This is a genomic window from Saccharopolyspora hirsuta (assembly GCF_008630535.1).
GTDB classification, from domain to species: domain Bacteria; phylum Actinomycetota; class Actinomycetes; order Mycobacteriales; family Pseudonocardiaceae; genus Saccharopolyspora; species Saccharopolyspora hirsuta.
In genome coordinates this window covers 369,623-392,467 of the sequence record NZ_VWPH01000008.1, presented here as the reverse complement: position 1 = coordinate 392,467, position 22,845 = coordinate 369,623, and the positions used below count along the sequence as shown (strand labels likewise).

The window sequence follows — 22,845 nt, the reverse complement described above, 5'->3', positions numbered from 1 at the left end:
TTGCCAGAGGGCTTCGGCCGGGGGTTGGTTCCAGCGGGCCAGGCCCAGCACCGCGTAGGTCTCGTCCAGGGTTCGGTAGGTCTCTTCCAGGAGGGTTGCCGCTAGTGCGCAGGTGAGGGACTCCGGGGCCGGGTGCAGGGCCGTCGGCGGGGCGGTCGTGCCTCGGGGTTGCGCCGGTCTTATCGGGTTCTGGTCCCGGACTGCCACCCTCACCACCCCCTGGTCTTCCGACTCGTGCCGACCGGATGTCGGCATCGCTTCTGATCTGCACGGTAGCCGCGAACGGGTGCCGAGGTCAACGGTCAAGTGACTCCAAGATAGCTCAGTTCAGCGCCCACGATGGCGTCTTTACCTGCGTAGATTCTCCATAAGTGAATACTCGGTAGATATCACGGACGGCTGATCGAGCGTGGCGCGAAGCTCGATCAGCTGGGGGCGGCCGTCGCGGCAGTACCTCCGCCGCGCGGCAGCTGCGCTCGGGCTTGTTCTAGCGCACAACGCGGGCGGGGAACTTCGTCGTTCACCACAACCTCTGCGCGCCGACCGCGGCCGTACCGTTCCCGGCAACACCGAGTTCAGCGAAGGGACGAGCCGTGTCGCTGCAGACCGCGCAACGTCGGACCAATCCGCAGGAGCAGGGCCGGTCGGAGGTGGAGGTCCCGCGGCAGCCCGGCGAACCGCACGACGAGGACCACCTCGTCCGCGGTTACGACTAGGGCGGTTTCGCGCGGAATCGCCACGAACCTCTTCCAGCGCAACGACATCTGCGCTGCTGGGCGGACTGCCCGTGCTGGGAGGCACCGACCGTCCGGCCGGATTCCCCTTGCGGGGAAAGCGGTCCGGCATGTGGGACGGCCCCATCGCGGGCCGTCGTCCGCGTAGCATCCCCCGCCGTGGCTCCGAGATCAGTGCTCCTGGTGGCTCGTCGGCACGTCGACACGTGCCGGATCACCAGCGCCGCGTGTCGCGCGTGACGCCCCGCGACACCCGCTCCCGCACCTCGAGGAACCACGCATGTCTTCGCAGCACGCCCCCGAAATCGAAACCGCAGGCCTGGCCCAGGGCCTGAAACGCAGGCACATGAGCCTGATCGCCCTCGGCGGGGTGATCGGCGCCGGGCTGTTCGTCGGCAGCGGCGTGGTGATCCGCTCCACCGGCCCGGCGGCGGTGATCTCGTTCCTCGTCGCCGGTGCGCTGACCGTGCTGATCATGCGGATGCTGGCCGAGATGACCGTGGCCCGCCCCGCGCTCGGCTCGTTCTACGCCTACGCCCGCGAAGCCCTGGGCGAGCGCGCCGGTTTCGCGGTCGGCTGGATGTACTGGTACTTCTTCGTGATCGTGGTGGCCGTCGAAGCCGTCGCCGGGGGCAAGCTGGTGCAGCTGTGGCTGCCGGAGGTGCCGCTGTGGGTGATCAGCCTGGTGCTGCTGACCTCGCTGACCCTGACCAACCTCGTGTCGGCGCGCTCCTACGGCGAGTTCGAGTACTGGTTCTCGTCCATCAAGGTCGCCGCGATCGTGGTCTTCCTGTTCCTCGGCGCACTGGCCGTCACGGGCCTGTGGCCGAGCGCGCCGGGCGGGCTGGGCAACCTCACCGCGCACGGCGGGTTCGCCCCGCACGGAGTCGGGGCCGTGCTGGTCGCGGTGGTGCCCTGCGTCGCGTTCTACACCGGGGCCGAGATCGTCACCATCGCCGCCGCCGAGTCGGCCGAACCGCGCCGCGCGGTGGCCAACGCGATGCGCTCGATCATCCTGCGGGTGGTCGCCTTCTACGTGCTCTCGGTGCTGGTGGTGGTCGCGCTGGTGCCGTGGAACTCCCCGGAGATCGAGGTCAGCCCGTACGCGGCGGTGCTGCAGGCGCTGCACGTCCCGGGCGCCAGCACGATCATGAACGCCATCGTGCTCACCGCCGTGCTGTCCTGCCTGAACTCCGCGCTCTACACCTCCTCGCGCATGCTGTTCGCGCTGACCCAGCGGGGCGATGCGCCGAGCGGGCTCACCAAGCTCAGCCGCAGCGGGGTGCCGCGCCGCGCGCTGCTGGCCGGGACCGTCGTCGGCTACCTGTCGGTGATCGCCGCGTACGTCTCCCCCGACCTGATCTTCGCGTTCCTGGTCAACTCCTACGGCGCGGTGGCGCTGTTCGTGTACCTGGTCATCGCGATCTCCCAGGTGCGGCTGCGGCGCCGGGTGGACGCCGCGCAGCTGCCGCTCAAGATGTGGCTGTTCCCGTGGCTGAGCTACCTGACCATCGCGCTGATGCTCGTGGTGATCGCGGCGATGGCCGTCCTGCCGGACACGCGGTCGCAGTTCTGGCTGAGCCTGGTCACCCTGGTGGTGGTGCTCGTCGGCTACGAGGTCCGCCGGCGCCGGGCACCGGGAACAACGCAGCCGACCGGAGGTGTTGAGCAACCATGACTTCCACGTTCGCAGTCACGTGGGACTACCGGTGCCCGTTCGCCCGCAACGCGCACGAGCACCTGCTCACCGGCCTGGCCGCAGGCGCCGACTGGCAGGTCCGCTACCTGCCGTTCTCGCTCGGCCAGGCGCACGTCGAGGAGGGGCAGCCCAGCGTCTGGGACGAACCCGGGCAGGACAGCGGGATCACCGCGCTGCAGGCGGGCGTCGTGGTCCGCGACGAGTACCCGGAGCAGTTCCCGGCCGTGCACCGCGCGCTGTTCGCGGCCCGCCACGACGACGGCCTGCACCTGGAGGACCGGTCGGTGGTGGCCCGCGTCCTCACCGACCACGACGTCCCGGCCGACGCGGTGTTCGAGCACATCGACAACGGCTCCGCGCTGGCGAAGGTCCGGGCCGAGCACGAGCAGTTCGTGGCCTCCCACGACGTCTGGGGCGTGCCGACCTTCATCGCCGACGACCAGGCGGTCTTCGTGCGCCTCATGAACCGCGCCCCGCTCGGCGCCGACCCGCAGCCGTCGATCGAAGCGGTGGAGCGGGTGGTGGACCTGCTGACCGGCTGGCCGGACCTCAACGAGTTCAAGCACACGGCGATCCCCCGCTGACTCAGAAGCCCAGGTGGAACCGCAGCAGCCGCGACTGCTCCGGACCGAGAACCGCTTCGACAGCGGTGAGCAGCGCGGACAGCTCGGCCGCGCGTGGTCCGCACGGGAACGCGTAGGTCGTTGCGGCGTCGCGCGCGAGCCAGTTGGCGAGGTCCGCCCGCGCGTCGGCGCGGACCTCCTGCGCCGGGTCGTCGATCAGGAGCAGGTCGACGTCGATCCGCGTCCACGTGCCGTGTGCGCGGAGCAGGCGGCCGACGGCTCTTCGGACGTGACGCGGGTTCCTCGGGTGGAGCCGAGGTCGCAGTGCTTGCTCGTCGAGAGTTCCCGCTTGTGGGAGCAGGGAGATCACGACCTGTCGGGCCACCGACGACACCGGGTCGGTGAGCAGCGGCAGAAGCATGTCCGGTGAGGTCCGGCCGAGTCGGCGCAGCGCGCGGACCGCTTCGGCGCGACCGCGCGACGACGGGTGGGCCAGCTGCGGTCGGAGCAGGTCGGCGTCCGCGCTGGATCCGGTTTCGCCGAGACCTGCGATCGCCGACGGGGTGGGGTTCTCGCTCAGCAGCACGCGGTAGTGCGCTGCCGGGTCCGTGCCTGCACGGTGCACGATGGCCTGCGCGGTCGCGCGCACGAGCGCGCTGCGGTCGACGAGTGCGTCGATGGCCGGATCGACGGCACCGTTCGTGCCCAGGACTCGTACTGCCTCTGCACGAACCGCGGCGGTTCCGCTGGCGAGGAGCCTGCGGGGAACATCGCCGTTGCCGCGCCGGATGGCGGCCTCCGCGCACATGATTCGGATCGGCAGGTCGCTGTCCGTGCGGGCTGCGCGCACCAGCTGGTCTACGTCGAGCCGGTTCGCGGCCAGGGCGATGCGGTGCGCGGTTCTCCTGGTGATCCTGTCCGGCGAGGCAAGCGCAGTGGTCAGGGCTCGGGGTGGGCCGTCTCGGAGGAGAGCTTCGATCGCTTCGGCGAGCCAGCCGCCGGATTGCCTTGCGCGGAGGGCGAAAGCGACCGGGGCCAAGTGGGTGACCGCGTCGGCTGGGGCGCGGTCGAAGCGGTGCCTGCAGGCCTGGCGGGTGCGGTCGCGGACGGCAGGTACCCAGTCCGCTGCGCGCAGGGCCAGCACGGGTAGCGCGACGGTGTCGTCGCGTTCGGAGATCGCGGCCACCGCTGCTTCTCGGACGAAGCCGTCCGGGTGGCAGGCCGCGAGCAGGAGGTCCAGCGGGCCTGGGGTGGCGAGAAGGCGGCGGATGACGGTGTTGGTCCACCGGGGCTCGTACCAGCGGATTCGTCGGGCGGCGGCGTCCAGCGCGAGCCACGTGCGGGGTCGGGCGGAGAGGAGGGCTCGTGCGGTGTGGGCGTTCAGGTCGGCGTTTCCGCCGGAGCTGACCGCGAGCAGCAGTGCTGGTAGGTCGTCGGCGCGTCCGCGTTCGGCATCGGCGACGGAGCGGTGGATCTGTTCCGGGGTGGGCGGCGACGGCGTTTCGGGTACCGAGGACGACCAGCGGTCGAGGCGCGTGCGCAGGCGCCTGATCAGACCGTCGGCGATCGTGCCCATCGTTCCCCCTCTGCCTTGCTCGATCTTGCCCGTGCGGGTCTTTGCGGGCACCTGGTTTTCGGGGAGTTCTGGCGGTATCAATGCCGTGCATTCGGTGGCGGTACCGGGTGGGGGTTCGGAGGAGAGGTGCGGTGGGGTTCGGGGTTGCGTTGGGGTTCGAAGCGGTGGGTGGTTGCGTTGGGGTGCCGCAATTTCCATCGAAATTGCGCCGTTGTCGACGGGGCCTGCGGTGGCGAGGTGGGCAATTTCAATCGAAATTGCGGTCGTCGGCACCGGGGGTTCGGTGGTGGCGTGATCCGTCCGGGGGCAGTGCCGGGTTTCGGGGTCAGCGCTTGGTTCTGCGGGTTGGGGTGGCCGTGGTGGGGTCTTCCGGCCAGGGGTGTTTCGGGTAGCGGCCTCGGAGTTCTGCTCGGACTTGGTGGTAGCCGTTGCGCCAGAAGGAGTTCAGGTCCGAGGTGACCGCTGCTGGGCGGCCTGCCGGGGAGAGCAGGTGCAGCACGAGGGGGACTCGGCCTTCTGCGATGCGCGGGGCTTCGGTCCAGCCGAAGACCTCTTGGAGCTTGACCGGGAGGACCGGTTGGTCGGTGTAGTCGACCTTGATCCGGGAGCCGGAGGGGACCTCGATGCGGTCCGGGGCCAGTTCGTCCAGTCGTCCGGCCAGCGACCAGGGCAGCAGGCGGCGCAGGGCGGTGGCCGCCGGGATCCGCAGGTCCGCGCGGCGGCGGGCGCTGCTGAGCTCGGGTTCCAGCCAGCTGTCCACTTGGGACAGCAGGGATTCGTCGTCGGTGGCTGGCCAGGGGTCGCCGAGCGCGCTGTGCAGGAAGCCGAGGCGTTGGCGCAGCCGCCGGGCGTCGTCGCTCCAGTCCAGCAGCTCCAGGCCTTCCGCGCGCAGGCCGTCCAGCAGCGCGCGGCGCACCTCGGCCGGGTCGGGGTCGCGGATCTGCCGCTGTGCCAACGTGATCGCGCCGAGCCGTTCGACGCGGACCGCTCGCACGTCGCCGTCCACCCAGCCGATCTCGTCGGTGGTGCCGACCAGCGCGGGCGCTGCGGTTCGGGCCAGCTCCTCGTCCGCCGGAGCGGCCAGGCGAACCGTGCCGTGGGCGCTGCCGGGCGATCGGTCGGCGACCGCGATGGCGAGCCACTCCGAACCGCGCACGCTCGCGTTCGGCGGCAGCTGCACCGCAGTCCCCGAAGCCATCAGGTACACCGGGGACTCCGCGTCGCGGCGCCGCGCCAGGCGTTCCGGCTGTGCGAGGGCGACGACCAGCGCGGCATCACCGTTGCCGGGGTGCGACGGCACCAGCGACCGGAGCCTGCGGACCTCGCTGCGCCACCGGTCGCTGCCCGGCCCGCCGCGCCGCAGCCCGGCGAGCGCGGTGGTCACGTCGATGTCGTTGGTCAGCGCGTCGTTGTCGAGCAGCGCGACCACCTCGGCCGCGATGTCGGTGCCCGCCCGCTCGGCCCCGTCGAGCAGCGCGCGGGCCAGTCGCGGGTGCAGGCCGAGCTCGGCCATCCGGCGGCCCCGGTCGGTCACCGCCCCGGACCCGTCCAGGGCGCCGAGGCCGCGCAGGACCTCCCGCCCGGCGGCGAGCGCACCTGTCGGCGGCTCGTCCCACCACTCCAGCGCGGAACCGTCCGGGGTGCCCCAGCACGCCAGCTCCAGCGCCAGACGGGTCAGCTCGGCGGTGCGGATCTCCGGCTCCGGGTAGGCCGGGAGCGTGCTGTGCTCGTGCTCCGGCCAGCAGCGGTACACCACGCCCGGCCCCTGCCGCCCGGCGCGACCGGCGCGCTGGTCGGCGACCGCCGCCGACACCCGCACCGTGGCCAGGCCGGACAGCCCGCGCCGGTTGTCCACCCGCGACACCCGGGCCAACCCGGAATCGACCACCGCCCGCACGCCCGGCACCGTCAAGCTCGACTCGGCGACCGCCGTCGCCAGCACCACCCGGCGCCGGTCGCCCGCACGCAGCGCCGAATCCTGTTGCGCGCGGGGCAGTCTCCCGTGCAGCGGCAGGACGTCCACATCGGACCCGGCCAGCTGCCCGGCGACCCGGCGGATCTCGGCGGCGCCGGGCAGGAAGGCCAGCACATCGCCGTCCTGCTCCGCGAGGGCCGTGCGCACCGCCCGCGCCACGCAGGCCTCGATCCGCTCACCGCGGTTCGGCGGCACGTGCGCGGTGCGCACCGGGTGCGTCCGCACGTGCGCTTCCAGCACCGGGGCGTCCCCGAGGAGTTCGGCGATCCGCCCGGCGGCGACCGTCGCCGAAGTCGCCAGCAGCCGGAGGTCCGGGCGCAGCCCGTCGCGCGCGTCGAGCAGCAGCGAGAGCAGCAGGTCGGCGTCCAGGTGCCGCTCGTGGCACTCGTCGAGCATCACCACGTCGACACCGGGCAGCTCGGGATCGCCCTGCAAGCGCCGCACCAGCAGACCCGAGGTGACCACCTCGACCACCGTGCGCTTGCTCCGGCGGCGATCACCGCGCACCGAGTAGCCCACGCGCTGCCCCACGTCCTCGCCGAGCAGCGCCGCCATCCGCTCCGCCGCGGCGCGCGCGGCCAACCGGCGGGGCTCGGCGACCACGACCCGCAAGCCCTGCTCGGCCAGCGCGAGCGGAACCAGCGTCGTCTTCCCCGTGCCGGGCGGAGCGACCAGCACCGCAGTACCGCGCTCGGCCAGCGCCCCGGTGACGTCGTCGAGCACCGCCCGCACCGGCAGCTCGGGAAGCCCCCGCTCCATCACAGCTCCGAACTCCTCGTACCCCGCGCCGGAGGGTGCGGTCAGACGATCTCGTCGTCCTCGGGGACCCGGGTGTAGATCGTCTCGCCGCGCAGGACCGTGCGCAGGCAGCGCGGCATCGGCGCCTGCGGCGAGAGGTCCGGCAGCGGCGGCACCCCGGAGCGCGGGTCGGTCGACCAGCGCTGCACCCGCGAGTCCGGCGCCGCCACGACGAGCTCCCCGGCGTCCCACACCGCGTAGGTCGCGGGCGCCCCGGGCACGAGCGTTCCGGTCACACCGTCGTCCACGCCCGCAGCTCGCCAACCCCCGCGCGTGTGCGCGGTGAACGCGGCGCGCGGCGAGATGCCGAAACCGTCGGTGCGGTGGTGCACAGCGGCCTGCACGGCGCGCCACGGATCCACCGGGGTCACCGGAGCGTCCGAGCCGAACGCGAGCAGCGCGCCGCTCGCGGCCAGCTTCGAGAACGGGTTGAGCAAAGTGCCGCGCGGCACGCCGAGGCGGCGCGCGTACATCGCGGCGGAGCCGCCCCAGGCCGCGTCGAACGCGGGCTGCACCGACGCCACGACGCCGTACTGGCCCAGCTCGGCGGCCTGCTGCTCGTCCACCATCTCCAGGTGCTCCAGCCGGTGGCGCAGGCTCGCCAGCGCCGGAACGCCGACCACCTCGGCGGCCTTGCGGAAGCCCGCGCAGACCTCGGCCACCCCGGCGTCGCCGATGACGTGGAACCCGGCCTGCAGACCGGCCCGGGTGCACTCGACCAAGTGCTCGGCCACCGCGTTCGCGTCCAGGTAGAGCACACCGGACGTGCTCGGGTCGTCGACGTAGGGCTCGCGCAGCGCCGCGGTGCGCGAACCGACCGCACCGTCGACGAACAGGTCACCGGCCAGGCCGCGCACCCCGAGCTCCGCCGCGCGGTCCACCGCGCCGAGCTCGCCCCAGTAGCCGATGACCTCGGGAACCCCGCCCTGCGCCGAGAGCGCCAGCAGGTCGGCCAGGTCGTCGGCCCCGGAGATGTCCGGCCCGCCGCACTCGTGCACGCTGGCCACGCCCTGCGACGCGGCGTGGCGGAGGAACGCCAGCTGGGCCTCCTTGCGCTGCCCGGAACCGAGGCACTCCCGCGCGGCCCGGCGCACGTGGTGGTGCGCCACGCGCGTCAGCGGACCGGAGTCGCTCCAGCCCTCCGCGCCCCGCGCCAGCGGCGTGCGGTCCACCAGCGCGGTGGACACCAGCGCGGAGTGCACGTCGATCCGGGACAGGTACACCGGTGCACCCGCTGCGGCCCGGTCGATCTCCTCCCGCGTGGGCGGGCGGCGCTCCGGCCACCAGGTCTCGTCCCAGCCGTGCCCCCACACCAGCGCGCCCGGGTACTCGGCCACGTGGTCGCGCAGCGCGTGCAGGAACTCGGTCAGCGAGGCGCAGCCGGTCAGGTCCAGTCCGTTGAGCAGCAGGCCGGTGGAGGTCGCGTGCACGTGCGCGTCGACGAACGCCGGTGCGACGAACGCCCCCTCCAGGTCCACCACCTCGGCGTCGGGGTGCAGCGCGCGGCCGACCTCGTCCGAGCCGAGCCAGGAGATGGTGCCATCGGTCACGGCCATCGCCGTGGCGGCGGCGTCGACGGGCGAGTGGATTCGTCCGCCGAGCAGCAACGTGGTCTCGGACATGTCCTTCGTGCTTCCCCGTCTCGGGTTTCGCTGCGGTGCTGACCGGCGCGCGGCGCCGCCGGAATGGGCTGGTTCGGGCGAGCTTACCCGCCACCGCGAAGCTCCCGACGGACCGCCGACCCGATCAGCCCCGCGGCTGCTCGTCCGACCGTTCTGCCTGCGCAGACCGCTGTGGCGGCAGCAGCCTAGGCCCGTCGTCGGGAGTGCGCACGTCGTCCTCGGTGACCGAGACCACCTCTCCGTCGATCACATCGCTGCCCGGCGCGGCGGCACCCCGCTCCCGGTACACCCGCTGGGTGTGCAACCACACCTGGTCCTGCATCTCCTTCGACCGCCGCTCCGCCGCGCGCACCATCCGCTTGCGCAGCACCGACCGGACCGGCGGGAACAGCAGCAGCAGGCCCGCGACGTCGCTGATCAGGCCCGGGAGGATGATCAGGATGCCCGCGGCGGCGATGAGCACGCCGTCGGAGATCTCCCGGTCCGGCGACCGCCGCAGCCTTGCGGCCTCCCGGAACTCCAGCATCGTGCGGCGCCCCTCGCGGCGCAGCAGCCAGGAGCCCAGCACCGCACCGGCCACCAGCAGGCCGAGGGTGGGCAGCACCCCGATCGCCTGGCCGAGCCCGACCAGCACGGCGATCTCGGCCACCACGGCGAGCAGGAGCACAACGAAGATCGGCACGGCGGAGGCCCTCCTGTCGACTGCAGTCACCGGGTACAACGAACCAGACCCGACAAATGCTCCCGCACCGGGCAGAGGTGATGGAGATCCTCCCCCGCGGGCCCCATAGAATTCGTCCCGATGCGGGCGCACAGAACGAAAACACTCCTCTTCGTGGTCGTCAGCGGGGTGCTGGCGCTCGCGCTGCTGATCAGCGACCAGTACCTGCCCGGGCTCCCGCTGCAGCCCAAGCAGCTCCCGTCCGCGGTGGTCACCATGGGCGACAGCACGCTGTCCGGCGAGGGCGGCGGCGACTACCTGGCGGGCACCAACGGCGAGCGCGGGAACTGGTGCCACCGCTCCGCCGCGGCCCCGATCAACCAGCTCCGCCTGCCGCCCGAGGTGACCCGCATCAACCTGGCCTGCTCGGGCGCGGGCGCGGAGGTCGTCGGCGCCGACCCGGAACCCGGCCACGCGGAGGGCTCGCAGTCCGCGCAGCTGGCCGAGCTGGCCAAGCGCTACCGCATCACCGACGTCGTGGTGCAGGTCGGCGCGAACGACGACGTGGGCTTCACCGACGTGGTCAACCAGTGCGTGGAGGCCTGGGTGCGCCGCGCCGAGGAGGGGTGCGCCGGACCGCTGCGCGCCGACTGGCCGAAGCGCATCGAGCGGATGAAGCCGAAGGTGCGCAGCGCGCTCGAGGACGTCCGCGCCGCGATGGACAGCGCCGGGTACACCCCGAGCAGCTACTCGCTGGTCGTGCAGTCCTACGCCTCCCCGGTGGGCCCCGAGATCCGCCCGGAGCTGCAGAACCTGTCCGGCTGCCCGTTCCTGACCAGCGACCTGCAGTGGATCCGGGACACCGGGGTGCCCCAGCTGTCGGACGGCCTGCACGAGGTCGCGAAGCAGACGGGCGCGCGCTTCCTCGACTTATCCCGCGCGGGCTTAGGCCGCGAAGCCTGCACCGGAGATCCGAGGACGGGCGAGGGCGAGTGGTTCACCCGCCTCTCGGTGGACTGGGCGAGCCTGCAGGACGAGAGCCGCGCCGCGCACGCGATGCAGGAGTCCTACCACGCGAACGCCGCGGGCCACCGCCAGCTGGGCCGCTGCCTGAGCGAGTTCCTCAGCACCGAAGAACCCACGGCGGCCTGCCTCCCGGACGCCCAGGGCAACCTCCACCCGGTCCCCGACCACGTCGCCGCCCTCCGCGCCAACCCATGACCCCGACCGGCATTCAGCTCCCCGCACCGCCCCGGAGCCCCGAGGCGCACCCAGACGCGAAGGCCCGGCGGAAGGTGCGGAACCCCGGCACCACCGCAGTTTCAGTGAGGTTTTTCCAACCTCGTTCTGCGTGGCGGTGCCGGTAGCGGAACCTCAGCGCCCGCCTGGACTCCGGGGTCCCTGACTGATGTATGCCAAATACACGGCGTCAGGGCCGTCCTCGCCAGGCGAACGCTGAGAACCCGCGGCGGTGCAAGCTGCGAGGGTGGGTTATGCGCCTAGCGGCGCATGCGACACCTGCCGACCGGTGCCGGTCGCCCTTCGCAGCTGCGGTCCACGGACAGGATGAAAAAGGCTCAACGGAAACTGCGATCCCCACCCACGCCGAACCGCAGTTTCAATTGAAACTGCGGTTCGCCCGACGTCCCCCAGCCGCATCCGACCACCACGTGATCCCGCGCGGGGACCGGTACCAGTCGCTCCGCCCTGGCAGGGCTGTCGGGGCACGACATGCCGGTGTGCGTCGGGGGATTCCGGTCAGATCGCCGGGGGGCGGTTCTCGAACGGGGTGGACAGGACCACCGTCGTGCGGGTGGAGACCTTCGCCGCCTCGCGGATCTGGCGGAGCAGTTCTTCCAGCCCCAGCGGGGAGGCCACCCGGACCTGGAGGATGTAGGACTCGTCGCCGGCCACCGAGTAGCACGACTCGATCTGCGGCAGGTGCTCCAGGCGCTGCGGGTAGTCGTCCGGGGCCGCCGGGTCGATCGGGGTCAGCGAGATGAACGCGGTCAGCGGCAACCCGATCTGGTCACCGTCCACTTTGGCCGTGTAGCCCTGCAGCGCACCGCGCTGCTCCAGCCGCCGAACCCGCTGGTGCACCGCGGAAACGCTCAACCCGACGCGTTCGGCCAGGTCGGTGAAGCTGCAGCGGCCGTCGCGGGCCAGCTCGCGCAGGATGGCCCGGTCGGTCGCCTCCAGCACGGCCGGAGTTGCGGTTCGGTCGCTCACGCCGGCAGCACCACCAACTCGTGCGGCTGGTTGTTCACGCTCTCCACCCCGTCCTCGGTGACGATGACGATGTCCTCGATCCGCGCACCCCAGCGGCCCGGCTGGTAGATGCCCGGCTCGACGCTGAAGGCCATGCCCGCCTCCAGCTCGATCGCGTTGCCGCCGACGACGTAGGGCTCCTCGTGCACGTCGAGCCCGATGCCGTGGCCGGTGCGGTGCACGAAGAACTCGCCGAACCCGGCGGCGGCGATCGGCTCGCGGGCGGCGGCGTCGATGGACTCGGCGGTCGCGCCCGGCCGCACGGCCTGCACCGCGGCTCGCTGCGCGGCCTCCAGCACCGCGTAGGTCTCGCGGACGTCGGCCTGCGCGGGTTCGCCGACCGCGTAGGTGCGGGTGCAGTCGGAGTTGTAGCCCTCCGGGATCGGGCCGCCGATGTCCACCACGACCACGTCGCCGCGCTCGATCACCCGGTCCGAGACGTCGTGGTGCGGGCTGGCGCCGTTGGGACCGGAGCCGACGATGACGAACGCCGCCTCGGTGTGGCCCTCCTCGATGATCGCGGCGGTGAGGTCGGCGCCGACCTCGGCCTCGGTGCGGCCCGGCTTGAGGAACTCGGCCATCCGGTTGTGCACCCGGTCGATGGCGGCCCCGGCCTTGCGCAGCGCCTCGATCTCGGCGGCGTCCTTGCGCATCCGCAGCTCCCGCAGCACGCGGTTGGCGAGCACCTGCTCGGCGTCGGGCAGCGCGCTGCGCAGCGGCAGGACGTGCAGGGCGGGCATGGCGTCGGCGACCGCCAGCCGGTTCGGCTTCCCGCCGCGCCGCGCCAGGTCGGCCACCAAGGCGTGCGGGTCCTGGCCGTCGACCCAGGTGACGACCTCGATGCCGAGCTCGGCCAGCGGGATGTCGGCGAAGCCGAGCTCCTCCAGCTTCGGCAGCACCAGCGCGGGGCGGCCGTCGGCGGGCAGCACCAGGCAGGTGAGCCGCTCGTGCGACTCCCCACCGGCACCCAGGAGGTAGCGCAGGTCGGAACCGGGCGTGATCAGCAGCGCGTCGAGGTCAGCCGCGGCTGCGGTTTCGGCCGCCCGGGTCAGGCGGGCGGCGAGCACGGACGGATCCTGCTTGAACGAGTCGGTGGCCATAGCTCCCCAGCCTAATCCGGAGGTGAAGTCCCGCCGCCCGGACGGTCCGGCCCGTGCGCACCTGGGTCCGGGTGATGCGATTTCAATGGAAATCGAATGTCCGATTTCCATTGAAATCGCGGGTCACCCCACCGCAGCAGCGCGACCGCCGTGGCGAACGCCGACACCCCGGTCGACAGCCACAGCAGGGCGACCGGCCTCACGGCTTCGAGCGCGGGAAGGCCTGGAACTGCACGACGACCTGCTCGTCACCGTCCTCGGGCGGGCGACGGTACTCGGCGAGCAGTTCGTGCAGCCGCCGGGTCAGCTCGCCGAGCTCGTCGGGCCGGAGCGAGAGCAGGGTGTCCGACAGGGAAGCCGCCCCGGTCCACTCCGCGGACCACTGGTGCCGTTCGGCCAGGAACGCCGTGCTCTGCCGGTAGTGCGCGCTGGCGACCTCGTACAGGTACGACGCGAGCGGTCCCTGCTCGTCCGGGCCGAAGTCCCCGGTGGTGACCACGGTGTGCTCGTGCACGGCGCGCCACCAGCGTTCGCGGCGGTTGCCCCGCTCGGCGTCCTCCTCGACGAACCCGTGCTCGGCGAGCTGCCGGAGGTGCCAGCTCGTCGTCCCGCTGCTCTCCCCCACCCGCGCGGCCAGCTGGGTCGCCGTCGCGGGCCCGTCGCTGCGCAGCAGGCCCAGCAGCTGCACCCGCAGCGGGTGCGCCAATCCGCGCAGGCTCTTGGCGTCCAACTTCCGGTCCATGCGGGCACGGTACGACCGCCAAGAACCCTTTGCAAAGAGTTCTTGGCGGTCGAACCTCACGGGATCAGGTCGAAGACCTCCACCTCGACCTGGGCGTTGCCGCCGTCGGCGAACAGGTGCACCCGGTCGCTGCCCCGGTCCGGGAACACCAGGTCGGTCAGCACCGCCCGGCCGCCCGCGGCGAAGACCTCCACCCCGGAGCGGTCCGCGATGATGCGCAGCGGCAGGCGGTCGCCGGTCAGCGCCAGCGGCGTGGTGTGGCGGGCCGGGAACGCCGGGCTGACGTGCGCGGTGCCGGACCCGGTGCGGTCGACGAACAGCTCCTGCGCCGCGACGTCGTAGCCGATCCGGGTGCGGTGACCGCCACCGGCGAAGACGTCCACGCCGAACGACCGGGCCGCACCCGGCCGGAAGTCCGCGACGACGTCCAGCGAGGTCCCGGAGAACTCCGGGCTCCGCCCGATCATCCCGTGCCAGGCGCGCCGGTTCGACCGCACCGCGGCGAGTTCGCCGACCGGTTGCTGCACCAGCCGCACCCCGTCGCCGGTGTCGGTGAGGCCGAGCTGCCTCGGTGTGGTCATCGAACCCCGCCACGGGTCGGTGGGGATCTCCTTCGCGTAGTCCCAGTTGCTCATCCAGCCCAGCCACAGACGACGCCCGTCCGGCACGTCCGAGAACGACTGGGGCGCGTAGAAGTCCGCACCGCGGTCCACCCAGCGGATCTCGTCCGGCGCGCCGTCGCTGGTGAAGGTGGTGCCGTCGAAGTCGCCGAGGAAGTACTGCGTCGCCGAGCCCCCGGCCGGTCCGCCCGGGTTGATGCTCACGATCAGCACCCACTTCGTGCGCGCGGGATCGCCGTCGACCGGGAGCTCGAAGAGGTCCGGGCACTCCCACACCCCGCCGTGCGAACCGTGCTCGGCGCCGAACTCGCTGAGCAGCTCCCAGTCGCGCAGGTTCGGCGAGCCGTAGACGTGGATGCGGTCCCCGACCGCCAGCAGCAGCACCCAGCGGCCGGTCGGCGCGTGCCAGAACACCTTGGGGTCTCGGAAGTCGTGGACCCCGGGGTTCGGGATCACCGGGTTGCCCGCGTACTTGGTCCAGGTGCGCCCGCGGTCGCTGCTGTGCGCGAGGCACTGCTGCTGGGTGTCGCCCGCGCTGGTGTAGATCGCCACCAATCCCGGCTGCCCGCCGAAGAACCCGCTCGTGTCGTGGTGGTCGACCACCGCGCTGCCGGAGTAGATCTCGCCGAGCTCGTCGGGTTCCAGGGCCACCGGGAGTTCCTGCCAGCGCACCAGGTCGGGGCTCACCGCGTGGCCCCAGGACATGTTGCCCCACTGATCGCCATACGGGTTGTGCTGGAAGAACAGGTGGTATTCGCCCTGGAAGTGCACCAGGCCGTTGGGGTCGTTGATCCAGTTGCGGGCGGGTGCGAATCGCACCCCCGGACGCCACTGCGGCGTCTCGGCCGCCGAGGCGGCGGGGCCGGTGAGGGCGTGCAGTGCGCCGAGGCCGAGCACCGCGCCGGACGCGGCGAGGAAACGACGGCGCGGTAACGGGTGGGGACGGTCATCTGGTGTGCTCACTGGCGCTCCTCCTGCTCCGTTGCATGGACCGTCGTGGGCAGCCGCCCCGCGGCGAGGCGGGGCGGCTGGTGAACTCAGGCCGGGGTCTTGTCCAGGTCCTGCTCCAGGAGGGCGGCGAGTTCGGCCAGGGCCGCCTCGTCGGGGCCGGAGAGCTCGACCTCCTCGCCGTGCTGGGCGCCGAGGGACATCAGGCCCAGGACGCTGGCCGCGTCGACCGGGGCACCGGCTTCGCCGTCGACGACCTTGGCGATGGTCACCGGGTGGGTCTGCGCGGCGGCGGCTTGGGCGAGCAGGGCGGCCGGGCGGGCGTGGAGGCCGACCGAGGCGGCGATGCGGACTCGTCGTTGCATCTCGTCGTTCCTTTCGAGCGGGGTCAGGCCGGGACGGCGGTCTTCTCGGGTGCGGCTTCGGCGGTTTCGGGGCGGCGGCCGATCTGCTTGGCGAACAGGACCGCGATCGCGGCGACCACGACCCCGGCGGCGATCGCGCCCAGGTACGGCAGCGCGTTGCCCACCAGCGGCAGGACGAAGGCGCCGCCGTGCGGCGCGCGCAGGGTCGCGCCGAAGGTCATCGACAGCGCCCCGGTGGTCGCCGAGCCGAGCACGATGGACGGGATCACCCGCAGCGGATCGCCCGCGGCGAACGGGATCGCGCCCTCGGTGATGAACGAGGCGCCGAGCAGCCAGGCGGTGCGGCCGCTGGCCCGCTCCGCCGGGGTGAACAGCTTGCCGCGCACCGCGGACGCCAGCGCCAGGGCCAGCGGCGGCACCATCCCGGCGGCCATCACCGCGGCCATGATCTCCAGCGAGGCCGTGGTGGCGATGCTCAGCCCGCCGACCGCGAAGGTGTAGGCGACCTTGTTGATCGGCCCGCCCATGTCGAAGGCGATCATCGCGCCGAGCAGCGCGCCCAGCAGCGCCGCGTTGGCCCCGGACAGCCCGGTCAGCCAGGCGGTCAGCGCGGCCATGACCAGCGCGATCGGCTTGCCGATGACCACGAACATCAGCACCCCGACGATCAGCGTGCCCAGCAGCGGCAGCACCACCACCGGCATGATCCCGGCGATGCCGCGCGGCACCTTGACCTTCTTGAGCGCGAAGAGCACCGCACCGGCCAGCAGACCGGCGATCAGCCCGCCGAGGAAGCCCGCGCCGACGGTCACCGCGATCGCGCCGCCGACGAAACCGGGCGCGATCGCGGGCCGGTCGGCGATGGCGAAGGCGATGAACCCGGCCAGCACCGGCACCAGGAACTCGAAGGCGGTGGAGCCGACCTGGTTGAACAGCGCCGCCCAGCTGACCAGGCTCGCCGCGTCGAACTGCTCGGTGACCGGCGGCGCCTCGGTGATCTGGTAGCCGCCGAGCGCGAAGCTCAGCGCGATCAGCAGACCGCCCGCGGCCACGAACGGGATCATGTAGCTGACGCCGGTCATCAGCCACTGCCGCAGCCGGGTGCCGAACCCGGCCCCGGCGACGACCTTGCTGCCGAGCTCCGGCTCGTCCGCGGCGGGCTCGGGTGCGGCGGCGGGCTGCTGCTCGGCGGCGTCCGCAGCGCGCTGCAGGAGCCCGGCCGCGTCGTTGATCGCCTGCTTGACCGAGGCCTCGACGACCGGTTTGCCCGCGAAGCGGTCCCGGTCTCGCACGCCCACGTCGGCGGCCAGGATCACCGCGTCGGCGGCCTGGATGTCCTCAGTGGACAGCGGGGTGGAACCGGCCGAACCCTGGGTCTCCACCAGCATTTCGTGCCCGGCGTCCTTGGCGGCCTGCTCCAGGGCCTCGGCCGCCATGTAGGTGTGCGCGATGCCCGTCGGGCAGGCGGTGACGGCTACGTACTTCACGGCGCGACCTCCCCGCGCACGTACTCGGCCAGCTGCGCCGGGTCGGTGGCGTCGCGGAGGTTCTGCTTGAACTCCGCGCGCACCAGGCGGCGGGCCAGCGCGGCGAGCACCGTCATGTGGTCGGCGCCGCCGCCCTCCGGGGCGGCGATCAGGAAGATGAGGTCGGCGGGGCCGTCCTCGGCGCCGAAGTCGACGCCGGTCGCGCTGCGGCCGAAGGCCAACGTCGGCGCGGTCACCGCGGCGGAGCGGCAGTGCGGGATGCCGATGCCGCCCTCCAGGCCGGTCGGCATCTGCTGCTCGCGGGCTTCGATGTCGGCCAGGAACTGCTCGACGTCGGTGACGCGCCCGGCGGCGGCCAGCCGCTCGGCCAGGCTTCGCACCACGGTCTTGCGGTCGGTGCCCGCCAGGTCCAGGTCGACGAGTTCGGGGGTGATCAGTTCGGTAGTCATGCCGCCACTCCGCTGAGGCTCACTGAGTTGTCCACTGCGCCCACCCGCACCCGCTGCGGGTGGACGTCGTCCGGTGCGGGCATCCGGCTGCCGGCCAGGCCGACCGCCGCCCCGCCGTAGGCGACCGCGACGCGCAACGCGTCGGGGCCGCTGCCGCCCGCCCGCAGGAAGCCGGCGAGCATCGCGTCACCTGCGCCGACGGTGCTCAGCACCGCCGACACCTCGCTGGTGGCGTGCCAGGTGCCGGACTCCGCGACCAGCACCGCGCCCAGCTGCCCGAGGCTGACCAGCACGGCACCGACGCCACCGGCGCGCAGCCGGTCCGCGACGTCCAGCACGTCGCCGAGGTCGCGCAGCGGGGTCCCGGCCAGCTCCGCGAGTTCGGCGAGGTTCGGTTTGACCAGGTCCGGCCCTGCCTTGCAGGCCAGCTCCAGGGGTTGCCCGGAGCTGTCGACGGCCACCTTCGCCCCGGCGCGGCGGGCCGCGGCGGCGATGCGGGCGTGCAGGTCGTCCGGGCATCCGGCGGGCAGGCTGCCGCAGGTCACCAGCCACTCGGCGCGACCGGCCAGCTCGGCGACCGCCCGCTCCAGCGCGGCGACCTCGGCCGCGGTGAGCTCCGGGCCCGGTTCGTTGAACTTGCTGGTGGTGCCGTCGGATTCGACCACCGCGATGTTGCTGCGGGTCGGCGCCTGCACCGGCACCTCCACCACCGGCACCGCTTCCGGGGCCAGCAGCTCGGCCAGGCGCGCGCCGTCGGCGCCGCCGGAGGGCAGCACGGCCAGCGTCGGCACGTCCGCCGCGGCCAGCGCGCGGGCGACGTTGACGCCCTTGCCGCCCGGGTCCAGCCGGGTCCGGACGGCGCGGTGCACGGCACCGGGCCGCAGCCGGTCCACCTGCACGGTGCGGTCCAGGCTGGGGTTGGGGGTCACGGTCACGATCACGCCAGCACCACTTCCGCTTCGACCTGCTCGAGCTCGTCGAGCGCCGCCTCGTCGAGGCCGTCGTCGGTGACCACCACGTCGATCTCGGCGAGCTCGGCGAACCGGCTGAACTGGTCGTCGCCGTACTTGCTGTGATCGGCCAGCAGGACGCGCTTGCGGCTGGCCGCCACCATCGCCGCCTTGACCGCCGACTCGGCCGGGTCCGGGGTGGTGCAGCCGCGCACCGCGGAGAACCCGTTGGTGCCGAAGAAGCCGATGTCCACGGTGAGCCCGCGCAGCACGTCCAACGCCCAGGATTCCACCGTCGCCAGCGTGGTGCCGCGGATCCGGCCGCCGAGGATGTGCACGTTGTAGTTGTTGCGGGTGGCCAGCTGGGTGGCCACCGTCAGCGAGTTGGTCACCACGGTCAGCTCGCGGTCGGCGGGCAGCAGACCGGCCAGCCGGGAGGTGGTGGTGCCCGCGTCGAGCAGCACCGTGCCCCGGCTGGGCACCAGGTCCAGCGCGGCGCGCGCGATGCGCTCCTTCTCCGCGGCGTTGGTCTGGTCGCGCAACGAGACGCCGGGTTCGAAGTCCAGCCGCTCGACCGGGATCGCGCCGCCGTAGACGCGCCGGACCAGGCCCTGGCGTTCGAGCGCGGCCAGATCGCGGCGGATCGTCTCGGGTGCCACCTCGAACTCGGCCGCCGCGGCGGTGACGTCGATGCGCCCGTCGCGTCGTGCCCGCTGCGCCAGCAGCTGTTGGCGCTCCGCCCCGTACATGCCCGTTGTCCTCCGGTTAATGTTTGGTGTTGCCTGATTGTGCCCTGTGTTGCCATATTGTCAAGCCTCTGGGAACGCCGGGAAAACTTCGGCCACGACGAGGAGTGCGCATGTCCACCAGCACCTTGCCCGCGAGCACGCACCGCGGTGTCGGCGTCAGCCCTGGTCGGGCGGCCGGCCCGGTGGTGTGGGTTCATGACCGGTTGCCCGATCCGCTGCCCGGTCCGGCACCGGCCGACCCGGCGGCCGAAGCCGCCCGCATCCGCCCCGCCGCCGAGGCCGTGTCGCAGCGCCTGATCGCGCGTGCCGCCGCAGCCGACGGCGCGGCGCGGGAGGTGCTGGAGATGACCGCGACGATGGCCACCGACCCGTCGCTGCTCGGCAAGGCGGAGCAGGCCGTCACCGAGCGGGGGCTGCCCGCACCGCGGGCGGTCTTCGAAGCGGCGGGCGAGTTCGCGGAGCTGCTGGCCGCGACCGGCGGCTACCTGGCCGAGCGGGCGCGCGACGTGCTCGACGTGCGGGACCGCCTGGTCGCCGAGCTGACCGGCACCGAACCGCCCGGCGTCCCGGCGCTGACCGGCCCGAGCGTGCTGGTGGCGCGCGATCTGGCCCCGGCCGACACGGCGGACCTGGACCCGCAGCTGGTGCTGGCGCTGGTGACCGAGGAGGGCGGCCCCACCAGCCACACCGCGATCCTGGCGCGCTCGCTGGGAATTCCGGCGGTGGTGGCCGCGCGCGGCGTGCTGGCGGCCGAGGCCGCGGGGGCGCGGGTCGACGGCGCGGCGGGCACCGTCGAGCTGCTCGACCGGGCGGTGGAGCCGGAAGCGGCGACCCGCGACCGGGCGGAGTGGAACGGCGTCGGCGCCACCGCGGACGGGCACCGGGTCAAGCTGCTGGCCAACATCGGCTCGGCCGCCGACGCCCGAGCCGGGATCGCCGCGGACGCGGAAGGATCGGGCCTGTTCCGCACGGAGTTCTGCTTCCTGGACGCGGCAGCAGAACCCGACGTCGAAGCGCAGCGCAACGCCTACGCGTCGGTGCTGGAACCGTTCGCGGGCAAGCCAGTGGTGGTGCGCACGCTCGACGCCGGGGCGGACAAACCGCTGCCGTTCCTGACGATCGGCGAAGAGCCCAACCCGGCGCTGGGGGTGCGCGGCCTCCGCGTGGCCTTCGACCGGCCCGACCTGCTCGACCGCCAGCTCACCGCGATCGCCGCTGCCGCAGCGGAAACCGGCGCCGAGGTGTCGGTCATGGCGCCGATGGTCGCGACCGCCGCGGAAGCGGCGTGGTTCGCCGAACGCGCCCGCGCCGCGGGGATCGACCGGGTCGGCGTGATGGTGGAGACCCCGGCGGCGGCGTTGACGGCGGACGCGCTCCTCGAAGCGGTCGACTTCGTCAGCATCGGCACCAACGACCTCGCGCAGTACACCTTCGCGGCGGACCGCATGATCGGCGCGCTCGCCACCCTCAACGACCCGTGGCAACCGGCACTGCTGCGCCTGATCGCCCACCTGGCACGAGCGGGCCAAGAGCGCGACAAGCCGGTCGGCGTCTGCGGCGAAGCCGCGGCCGACCCCCAACTCGCCGGCGTCCTGACCGGCCTCGGCGTCACAAGCCTGTCCATGAACCCCGCAGCCCTACCCGCAGTCGGCGCCGCCCTGGCCCAACGCACGCTGGCGGATTGGCAGCAAGCAGCGCAAAGTGCCCTGTCCGCAACGGATCCCACCGAAGCACGCCGCGCAGCCGGGCGGGACTGACACTCGTGAGCGGCGATGGTCGCCCGCACGACCATCGCCGCTCACGACCACGGCCGTCCGATGAGCGGTGTCGACTGCAATTTCGGACTCTTGCGTTGTGCTCGTGGGTGTGCCGGGTATGACGGCAGGAATCGGTCACCCTTACGTGCCGAAGCATGCGGTTTTGGCAGTGAGCGAGACTTGACCTTAGGATCCTCGGCTCCCTCCGGAGGCGGATCCACCTTGTGGTCGGGCGCGATTTCCCACCAAATCAGCACCGTCCCCGACGAAACCTCCAGCTGGCACCGCAGCCGATTTCGAGAGAAATCTCTGCACTCACCACCAGAACGACGGCCGTGCGACCAACATCCTCGCTCCGCCACCGCAGCTCACCGTCGTCCGCGCCCTGCATCACGACCTCGGGCGCAGCGGTGAGGGTCGCGATTTCGATTGAAATTGGCGCACCTCGCCACCGCAGGCTCCGTCAAAAACCGCAACGCAGCCAATTTCGATTGAAATTGCATCACCCAACGCAACCACCCACAGCTTTGAACCCAAACCCAACCCACACCCCACCGCACCAATCCTCCCCAACCCAACCCGGATATCACCACCGATCCCCCAGTCCTCCACTCGATCGGCCGGGAGACCCGGTTCGAGGAGCTGCCCCCGGAACAGGGGTGGGCCGAGCTGCTGCGGCAGCTGCCCGAGGACGTCGTCGACATGCTCCTCGGCTACTGGGCCGAAGCCGTCGACCAGGCAGCGGGCGGCCGACCACGCCGCGGACTTCCGCTGAGCGGGGGCCGTCGCGGACCCGCCGAGCCGGACCGCCGGATGTCGCCGGGACGTGACAAGCTGGGGCGGTGACTGGTCCTCTGATGCTCGTCGACTCGGCCGGGTTGTGGTTCCGCTCGTTCTACGCCCTGCCCGACTCGCTGACCGCGCCGGACGGGACGCCGGTGAACTCCGTGCGCGGCTTCTGCGACATGCTCGCCAAGCTGATCACCGACCGGCGCCCGGCCCGCCTGGTCGCCTGCCTGGACAACGACTGGCGCCCGCAGTTCCGGGTCGACGCGCTGCCGTCCTACAAGGCGCACCGCGTGGCCGAGGAGGCCCCGGACGCCGAGGAGGTGCCGGACGCGCTGTCCCCGCAGGTCCCGGTGATCCTCGAAGTGCTCGACGCGGCGGGCGTGGCCACCGCCGAAGCCGAGGGCTACGAAGCCGACGACGTCATCGGCACGCTGGCCGCGCGGGAGGACCGGGACCCGGTGGAGGTCGTCACCGGCGACCGCGACCTGTTCCAGCTGGTGCGCTCCGCGCCCTCCCCGGTGCGGGTGATCTACATCGGCGCGGGCCTGGCCAAGGCGCAGGACTACGGTCCCGCCGAGCTGGCCGAGAAGTACGCGCTCTCCCCGGACCGCGCCGGGGACGACTACGCCGACATGGCGGTGCTGCGCGGCGACCCGTCGGACGGCCTGCCCGGGGTGGCGGGCATCGGCGAGAAGACGGCCGCGAAGCTGATCACCCAGTTCGGCTCCCTGGAGGCGCTGCTGGCGGCGGCCGAGACCGGCGCCACCGGCCTGACCCCGCGGGTGCGCGGCAAGCTCGCCGACGCCGCGGACTACCTCGCCGCGGCACCGTCGGTGGTCCGCGTGGTGCGGGACGCACCGGTGGTCGCCGACCGCCCGGACCCGATGCCGAAGTCCGAAGTGGACGTCGACCGGCTGCGCGAGCTGCAGCGGACCTGGGGCCTGGGCGCCAGCATCGACCGCCTCATCACCGCGCTCGAGCTCTGAACCGCCG

At 72.7% G+C, this 22,845-nt stretch carries 19 protein-coding genes; 6 read left to right on the top strand and 13 right to left on the bottom strand.

All coding sequences use genetic code 11. The features are described from left to right. The first annotated feature begins 593 nt into the window (after positions 1-593). From F1721_RS35375 to F1721_RS19905, 3 genes are all read left to right on the top strand, one after another. Positions 594-716, top strand: a complete 123-nt coding sequence (locus F1721_RS35375) for a hypothetical protein (protein WP_281288789.1) — start codon at positions 594-596, stop codon at positions 714-716. Between the two features lie 364 nt (positions 717-1,080). Then, on the top strand, positions 1,081-2,412 hold the full coding sequence (locus tag F1721_RS19910) for an amino acid permease (protein WP_211840540.1): 1,332 nt from the start codon (positions 1,081-1,083) through the stop codon (positions 2,410-2,412). Continuing rightward, positions 2,409-3,017: a DsbA family oxidoreductase gene (locus F1721_RS19905; protein WP_150068206.1), complete on the top strand. Its 609-nt coding sequence runs from the start codon at positions 2,409-2,411 to the stop codon at positions 3,015-3,017. Before F1721_RS19910 ends, F1721_RS19905 begins: the two co-directional genes overlap by 4 nt. Position 3,018: 1 nt before the next feature. Here F1721_RS19905 and F1721_RS19900 read toward each other — a convergent pair whose 3' ends face one another. The 4 genes from F1721_RS19900 to F1721_RS19885 form a co-directional block, all read right to left on the bottom strand. Beyond that, positions 3,019-4,572, bottom strand: coding sequence for a hypothetical protein (locus F1721_RS19900; protein ID WP_150068205.1), 1,554 nt, complete (start codon positions 4,570-4,572; stop codon positions 3,019-3,021). A gap of 325 nt (positions 4,573-4,897) precedes the next feature. Continuing rightward, positions 4,898-7,306, bottom strand: coding sequence for an ATP-dependent helicase HrpB (gene hrpB, locus F1721_RS19895; protein ID WP_150068204.1), 2,409 nt, complete (start codon positions 7,304-7,306; stop codon positions 4,898-4,900). A gap of 41 nt (positions 7,307-7,347) precedes the next feature. After that, positions 7,348-8,967: an amidohydrolase gene (locus tag F1721_RS19890; RefSeq protein ID WP_150068203.1), complete on the bottom strand. Its 1,620-nt coding sequence runs from the start codon at positions 8,965-8,967 to the stop codon at positions 7,348-7,350. 124 nt (positions 8,968-9,091) lie between these two features. After that, the gene (locus F1721_RS19885; RefSeq protein WP_150068202.1) at positions 9,092-9,649 is read right to left on the bottom strand and encodes an FxsA family protein; all 558 of its coding nucleotides are present in this window, start codon (positions 9,647-9,649) and stop codon (positions 9,092-9,094) included. A 120-nt stretch (positions 9,650-9,769) separates the two neighbouring features. Between F1721_RS19885 and F1721_RS19880 the strand changes: the two genes are divergently transcribed. Beyond that, positions 9,770-10,849, top strand: a complete 1,080-nt coding sequence (locus tag F1721_RS19880; protein WP_150068201.1) for a GDSL-type esterase/lipase family protein — start codon at positions 9,770-9,772, stop codon at positions 10,847-10,849. Positions 10,850-11,386: 537 nt separating this feature from the next. On the opposite strand, the gene F1721_RS19875 is transcribed toward F1721_RS19880, so the two are convergent. The 9 genes from F1721_RS19875 to F1721_RS19835 form a co-directional block, all read right to left on the bottom strand. Continuing rightward, positions 11,387-11,827, bottom strand: coding sequence for an Lrp/AsnC family transcriptional regulator (locus F1721_RS19875; RefSeq protein ID WP_093155725.1), 441 nt, complete (start codon positions 11,825-11,827; stop codon positions 11,387-11,389). A gap of 26 nt (positions 11,828-11,853) precedes the next feature. After that, positions 11,854-12,996, bottom strand: a complete 1,143-nt coding sequence (locus tag F1721_RS19870; RefSeq protein ID WP_150068200.1) for a M24 family metallopeptidase — start codon at positions 12,994-12,996, stop codon at positions 11,854-11,856. A gap of 199 nt (positions 12,997-13,195) precedes the next feature. Beyond that, the gene (locus F1721_RS19865; RefSeq protein ID WP_150068199.1) at positions 13,196-13,738 is read right to left on the bottom strand and encodes an ArsR/SmtB family transcription factor; all 543 of its coding nucleotides are present in this window, start codon (positions 13,736-13,738) and stop codon (positions 13,196-13,198) included. Between the two features lie 56 nt (positions 13,739-13,794). Then, positions 13,795-15,321 (bottom strand): glycoside hydrolase family 32 protein, encoded by a 1,527-nt coding sequence (locus tag F1721_RS19860; RefSeq protein WP_150068198.1) that lies wholly within the window; start codon positions 15,319-15,321, stop codon positions 13,795-13,797. Between the two features lie 74 nt (positions 15,322-15,395). Then, the gene (locus tag F1721_RS19855) at positions 15,396-15,671 is read right to left on the bottom strand and encodes an HPr family phosphocarrier protein (RefSeq protein WP_150068197.1); all 276 of its coding nucleotides are present in this window, start codon (positions 15,669-15,671) and stop codon (positions 15,396-15,398) included. Positions 15,672-15,694: 23 nt separating this feature from the next. After that, entirely contained in the window at positions 15,695-17,158 is a 1,464-nt protein-coding gene (locus F1721_RS19850) for a PTS fructose transporter subunit IIC (RefSeq protein WP_150068196.1), read from the bottom strand. Further along, entirely contained in the window at positions 17,155-17,607 is a 453-nt protein-coding gene (locus F1721_RS19845; RefSeq protein WP_150068195.1) for a PTS sugar transporter subunit IIA, read from the bottom strand. The genes F1721_RS19850 and F1721_RS19845 overlap by 4 nt, the downstream gene beginning before the upstream one ends. Beyond that, positions 17,604-18,548: a 1-phosphofructokinase gene (pfkB, locus tag F1721_RS19840; RefSeq protein ID WP_150068194.1), complete on the bottom strand. Its 945-nt coding sequence runs from the start codon at positions 18,546-18,548 to the stop codon at positions 17,604-17,606. The genes F1721_RS19845 and pfkB overlap by 4 nt, the downstream gene beginning before the upstream one ends. Continuing rightward, positions 18,545-19,306: a DeoR/GlpR family DNA-binding transcription regulator gene (locus F1721_RS19835; protein WP_150068193.1), complete on the bottom strand. Its 762-nt coding sequence runs from the start codon at positions 19,304-19,306 to the stop codon at positions 18,545-18,547. The genes pfkB and F1721_RS19835 overlap by 4 nt, the downstream gene beginning before the upstream one ends. Positions 19,307-19,416: 110 nt before the next feature. Here F1721_RS19835 and F1721_RS19830 point away from each other — a divergent pair, with 110 nt between their 5' ends. Further along, on the top strand, positions 19,417-21,063 hold the full coding sequence (locus F1721_RS19830; protein WP_150068192.1) for a phosphoenolpyruvate--protein phosphotransferase: 1,647 nt from the start codon (positions 19,417-19,419) through the stop codon (positions 21,061-21,063). Positions 21,064-21,920: 857 nt separating this feature from the next. Next, positions 21,921-22,838 carry a 5'-3' exonuclease gene (locus F1721_RS19825; protein ID WP_150068266.1) on the top strand — a complete coding sequence of 306 codons (918 nt, stop codon included), beginning with the start codon at positions 21,921-21,923 and terminating at the stop codon, positions 22,836-22,838. Positions 22,839-22,845: the final 7 nt, after the last annotated feature.

What these genes read in the sequence shown, in the direction of transcription:
- F1721_RS19910 (WP_211840540.1), top strand. Translation starts at nt 1,081, where the DNA reads ATGAGCCTGATCGCCCTCGGCGGGGTGATCGGCGCCGGGCTGTTCGTC.
- F1721_RS19905 (WP_150068206.1), top strand. Translation starts at nt 2,409, where the DNA reads ATGACTTCCACGTTCGCAGTCACGTGGGACTACCGGTGCCCGTTCGCC.
- F1721_RS19900 (WP_150068205.1), bottom strand. Translation starts at nt 4,572, where the DNA reads ATGGGCACGATCGCCGACGGTCTGATCAGGCGCCTGCGCACGCGCCTC.
- hrpB (WP_150068204.1), bottom strand. Translation starts at nt 7,306, where the DNA reads ATGGAGCGGGGGCTTCCCGAGCTGCCGGTGCGGGCGGTGCTCGACGAC.
- F1721_RS19890 (WP_150068203.1), bottom strand. Translation starts at nt 8,967, where the DNA reads ATGTCCGAGACCACGTTGCTGCTCGGCGGACGAATCCACTCGCCCGTC.
- F1721_RS19880 (WP_150068201.1), top strand. Translation starts at nt 9,770, where the DNA reads ATGCGGGCGCACAGAACGAAAACACTCCTCTTCGTGGTCGTCAGCGGG.
- F1721_RS19870 (WP_150068200.1), bottom strand. Translation starts at nt 12,996, where the DNA reads ATGGCCACCGACTCGTTCAAGCAGGATCCGTCCGTGCTCGCCGCCCGC.
- F1721_RS19865 (WP_150068199.1), bottom strand. Translation starts at nt 13,738, where the DNA reads ATGGACCGGAAGTTGGACGCCAAGAGCCTGCGCGGATTGGCGCACCCG.
- F1721_RS19855 (WP_150068197.1), bottom strand. Translation starts at nt 15,671, where the DNA reads ATGCAACGACGAGTCCGCATCGCCGCCTCGGTCGGCCTCCACGCCCGC.
- F1721_RS19845 (WP_150068195.1), bottom strand. Translation starts at nt 17,607, where the DNA reads ATGACTACCGAACTGATCACCCCCGAACTCGTCGACCTGGACCTGGCG.
- F1721_RS19835 (WP_150068193.1), bottom strand. Translation starts at nt 19,306, where the DNA reads ATGTACGGGGCGGAGCGCCAACAGCTGCTGGCGCAGCGGGCACGACGC.
- F1721_RS19830 (WP_150068192.1), top strand. Translation starts at nt 19,417, where the DNA reads ATGTCCACCAGCACCTTGCCCGCGAGCACGCACCGCGGTGTCGGCGTC.
- F1721_RS19825 (WP_150068266.1), top strand. Translation starts at nt 21,921, where the DNA reads ATGCTCGTCGACTCGGCCGGGTTGTGGTTCCGCTCGTTCTACGCCCTG.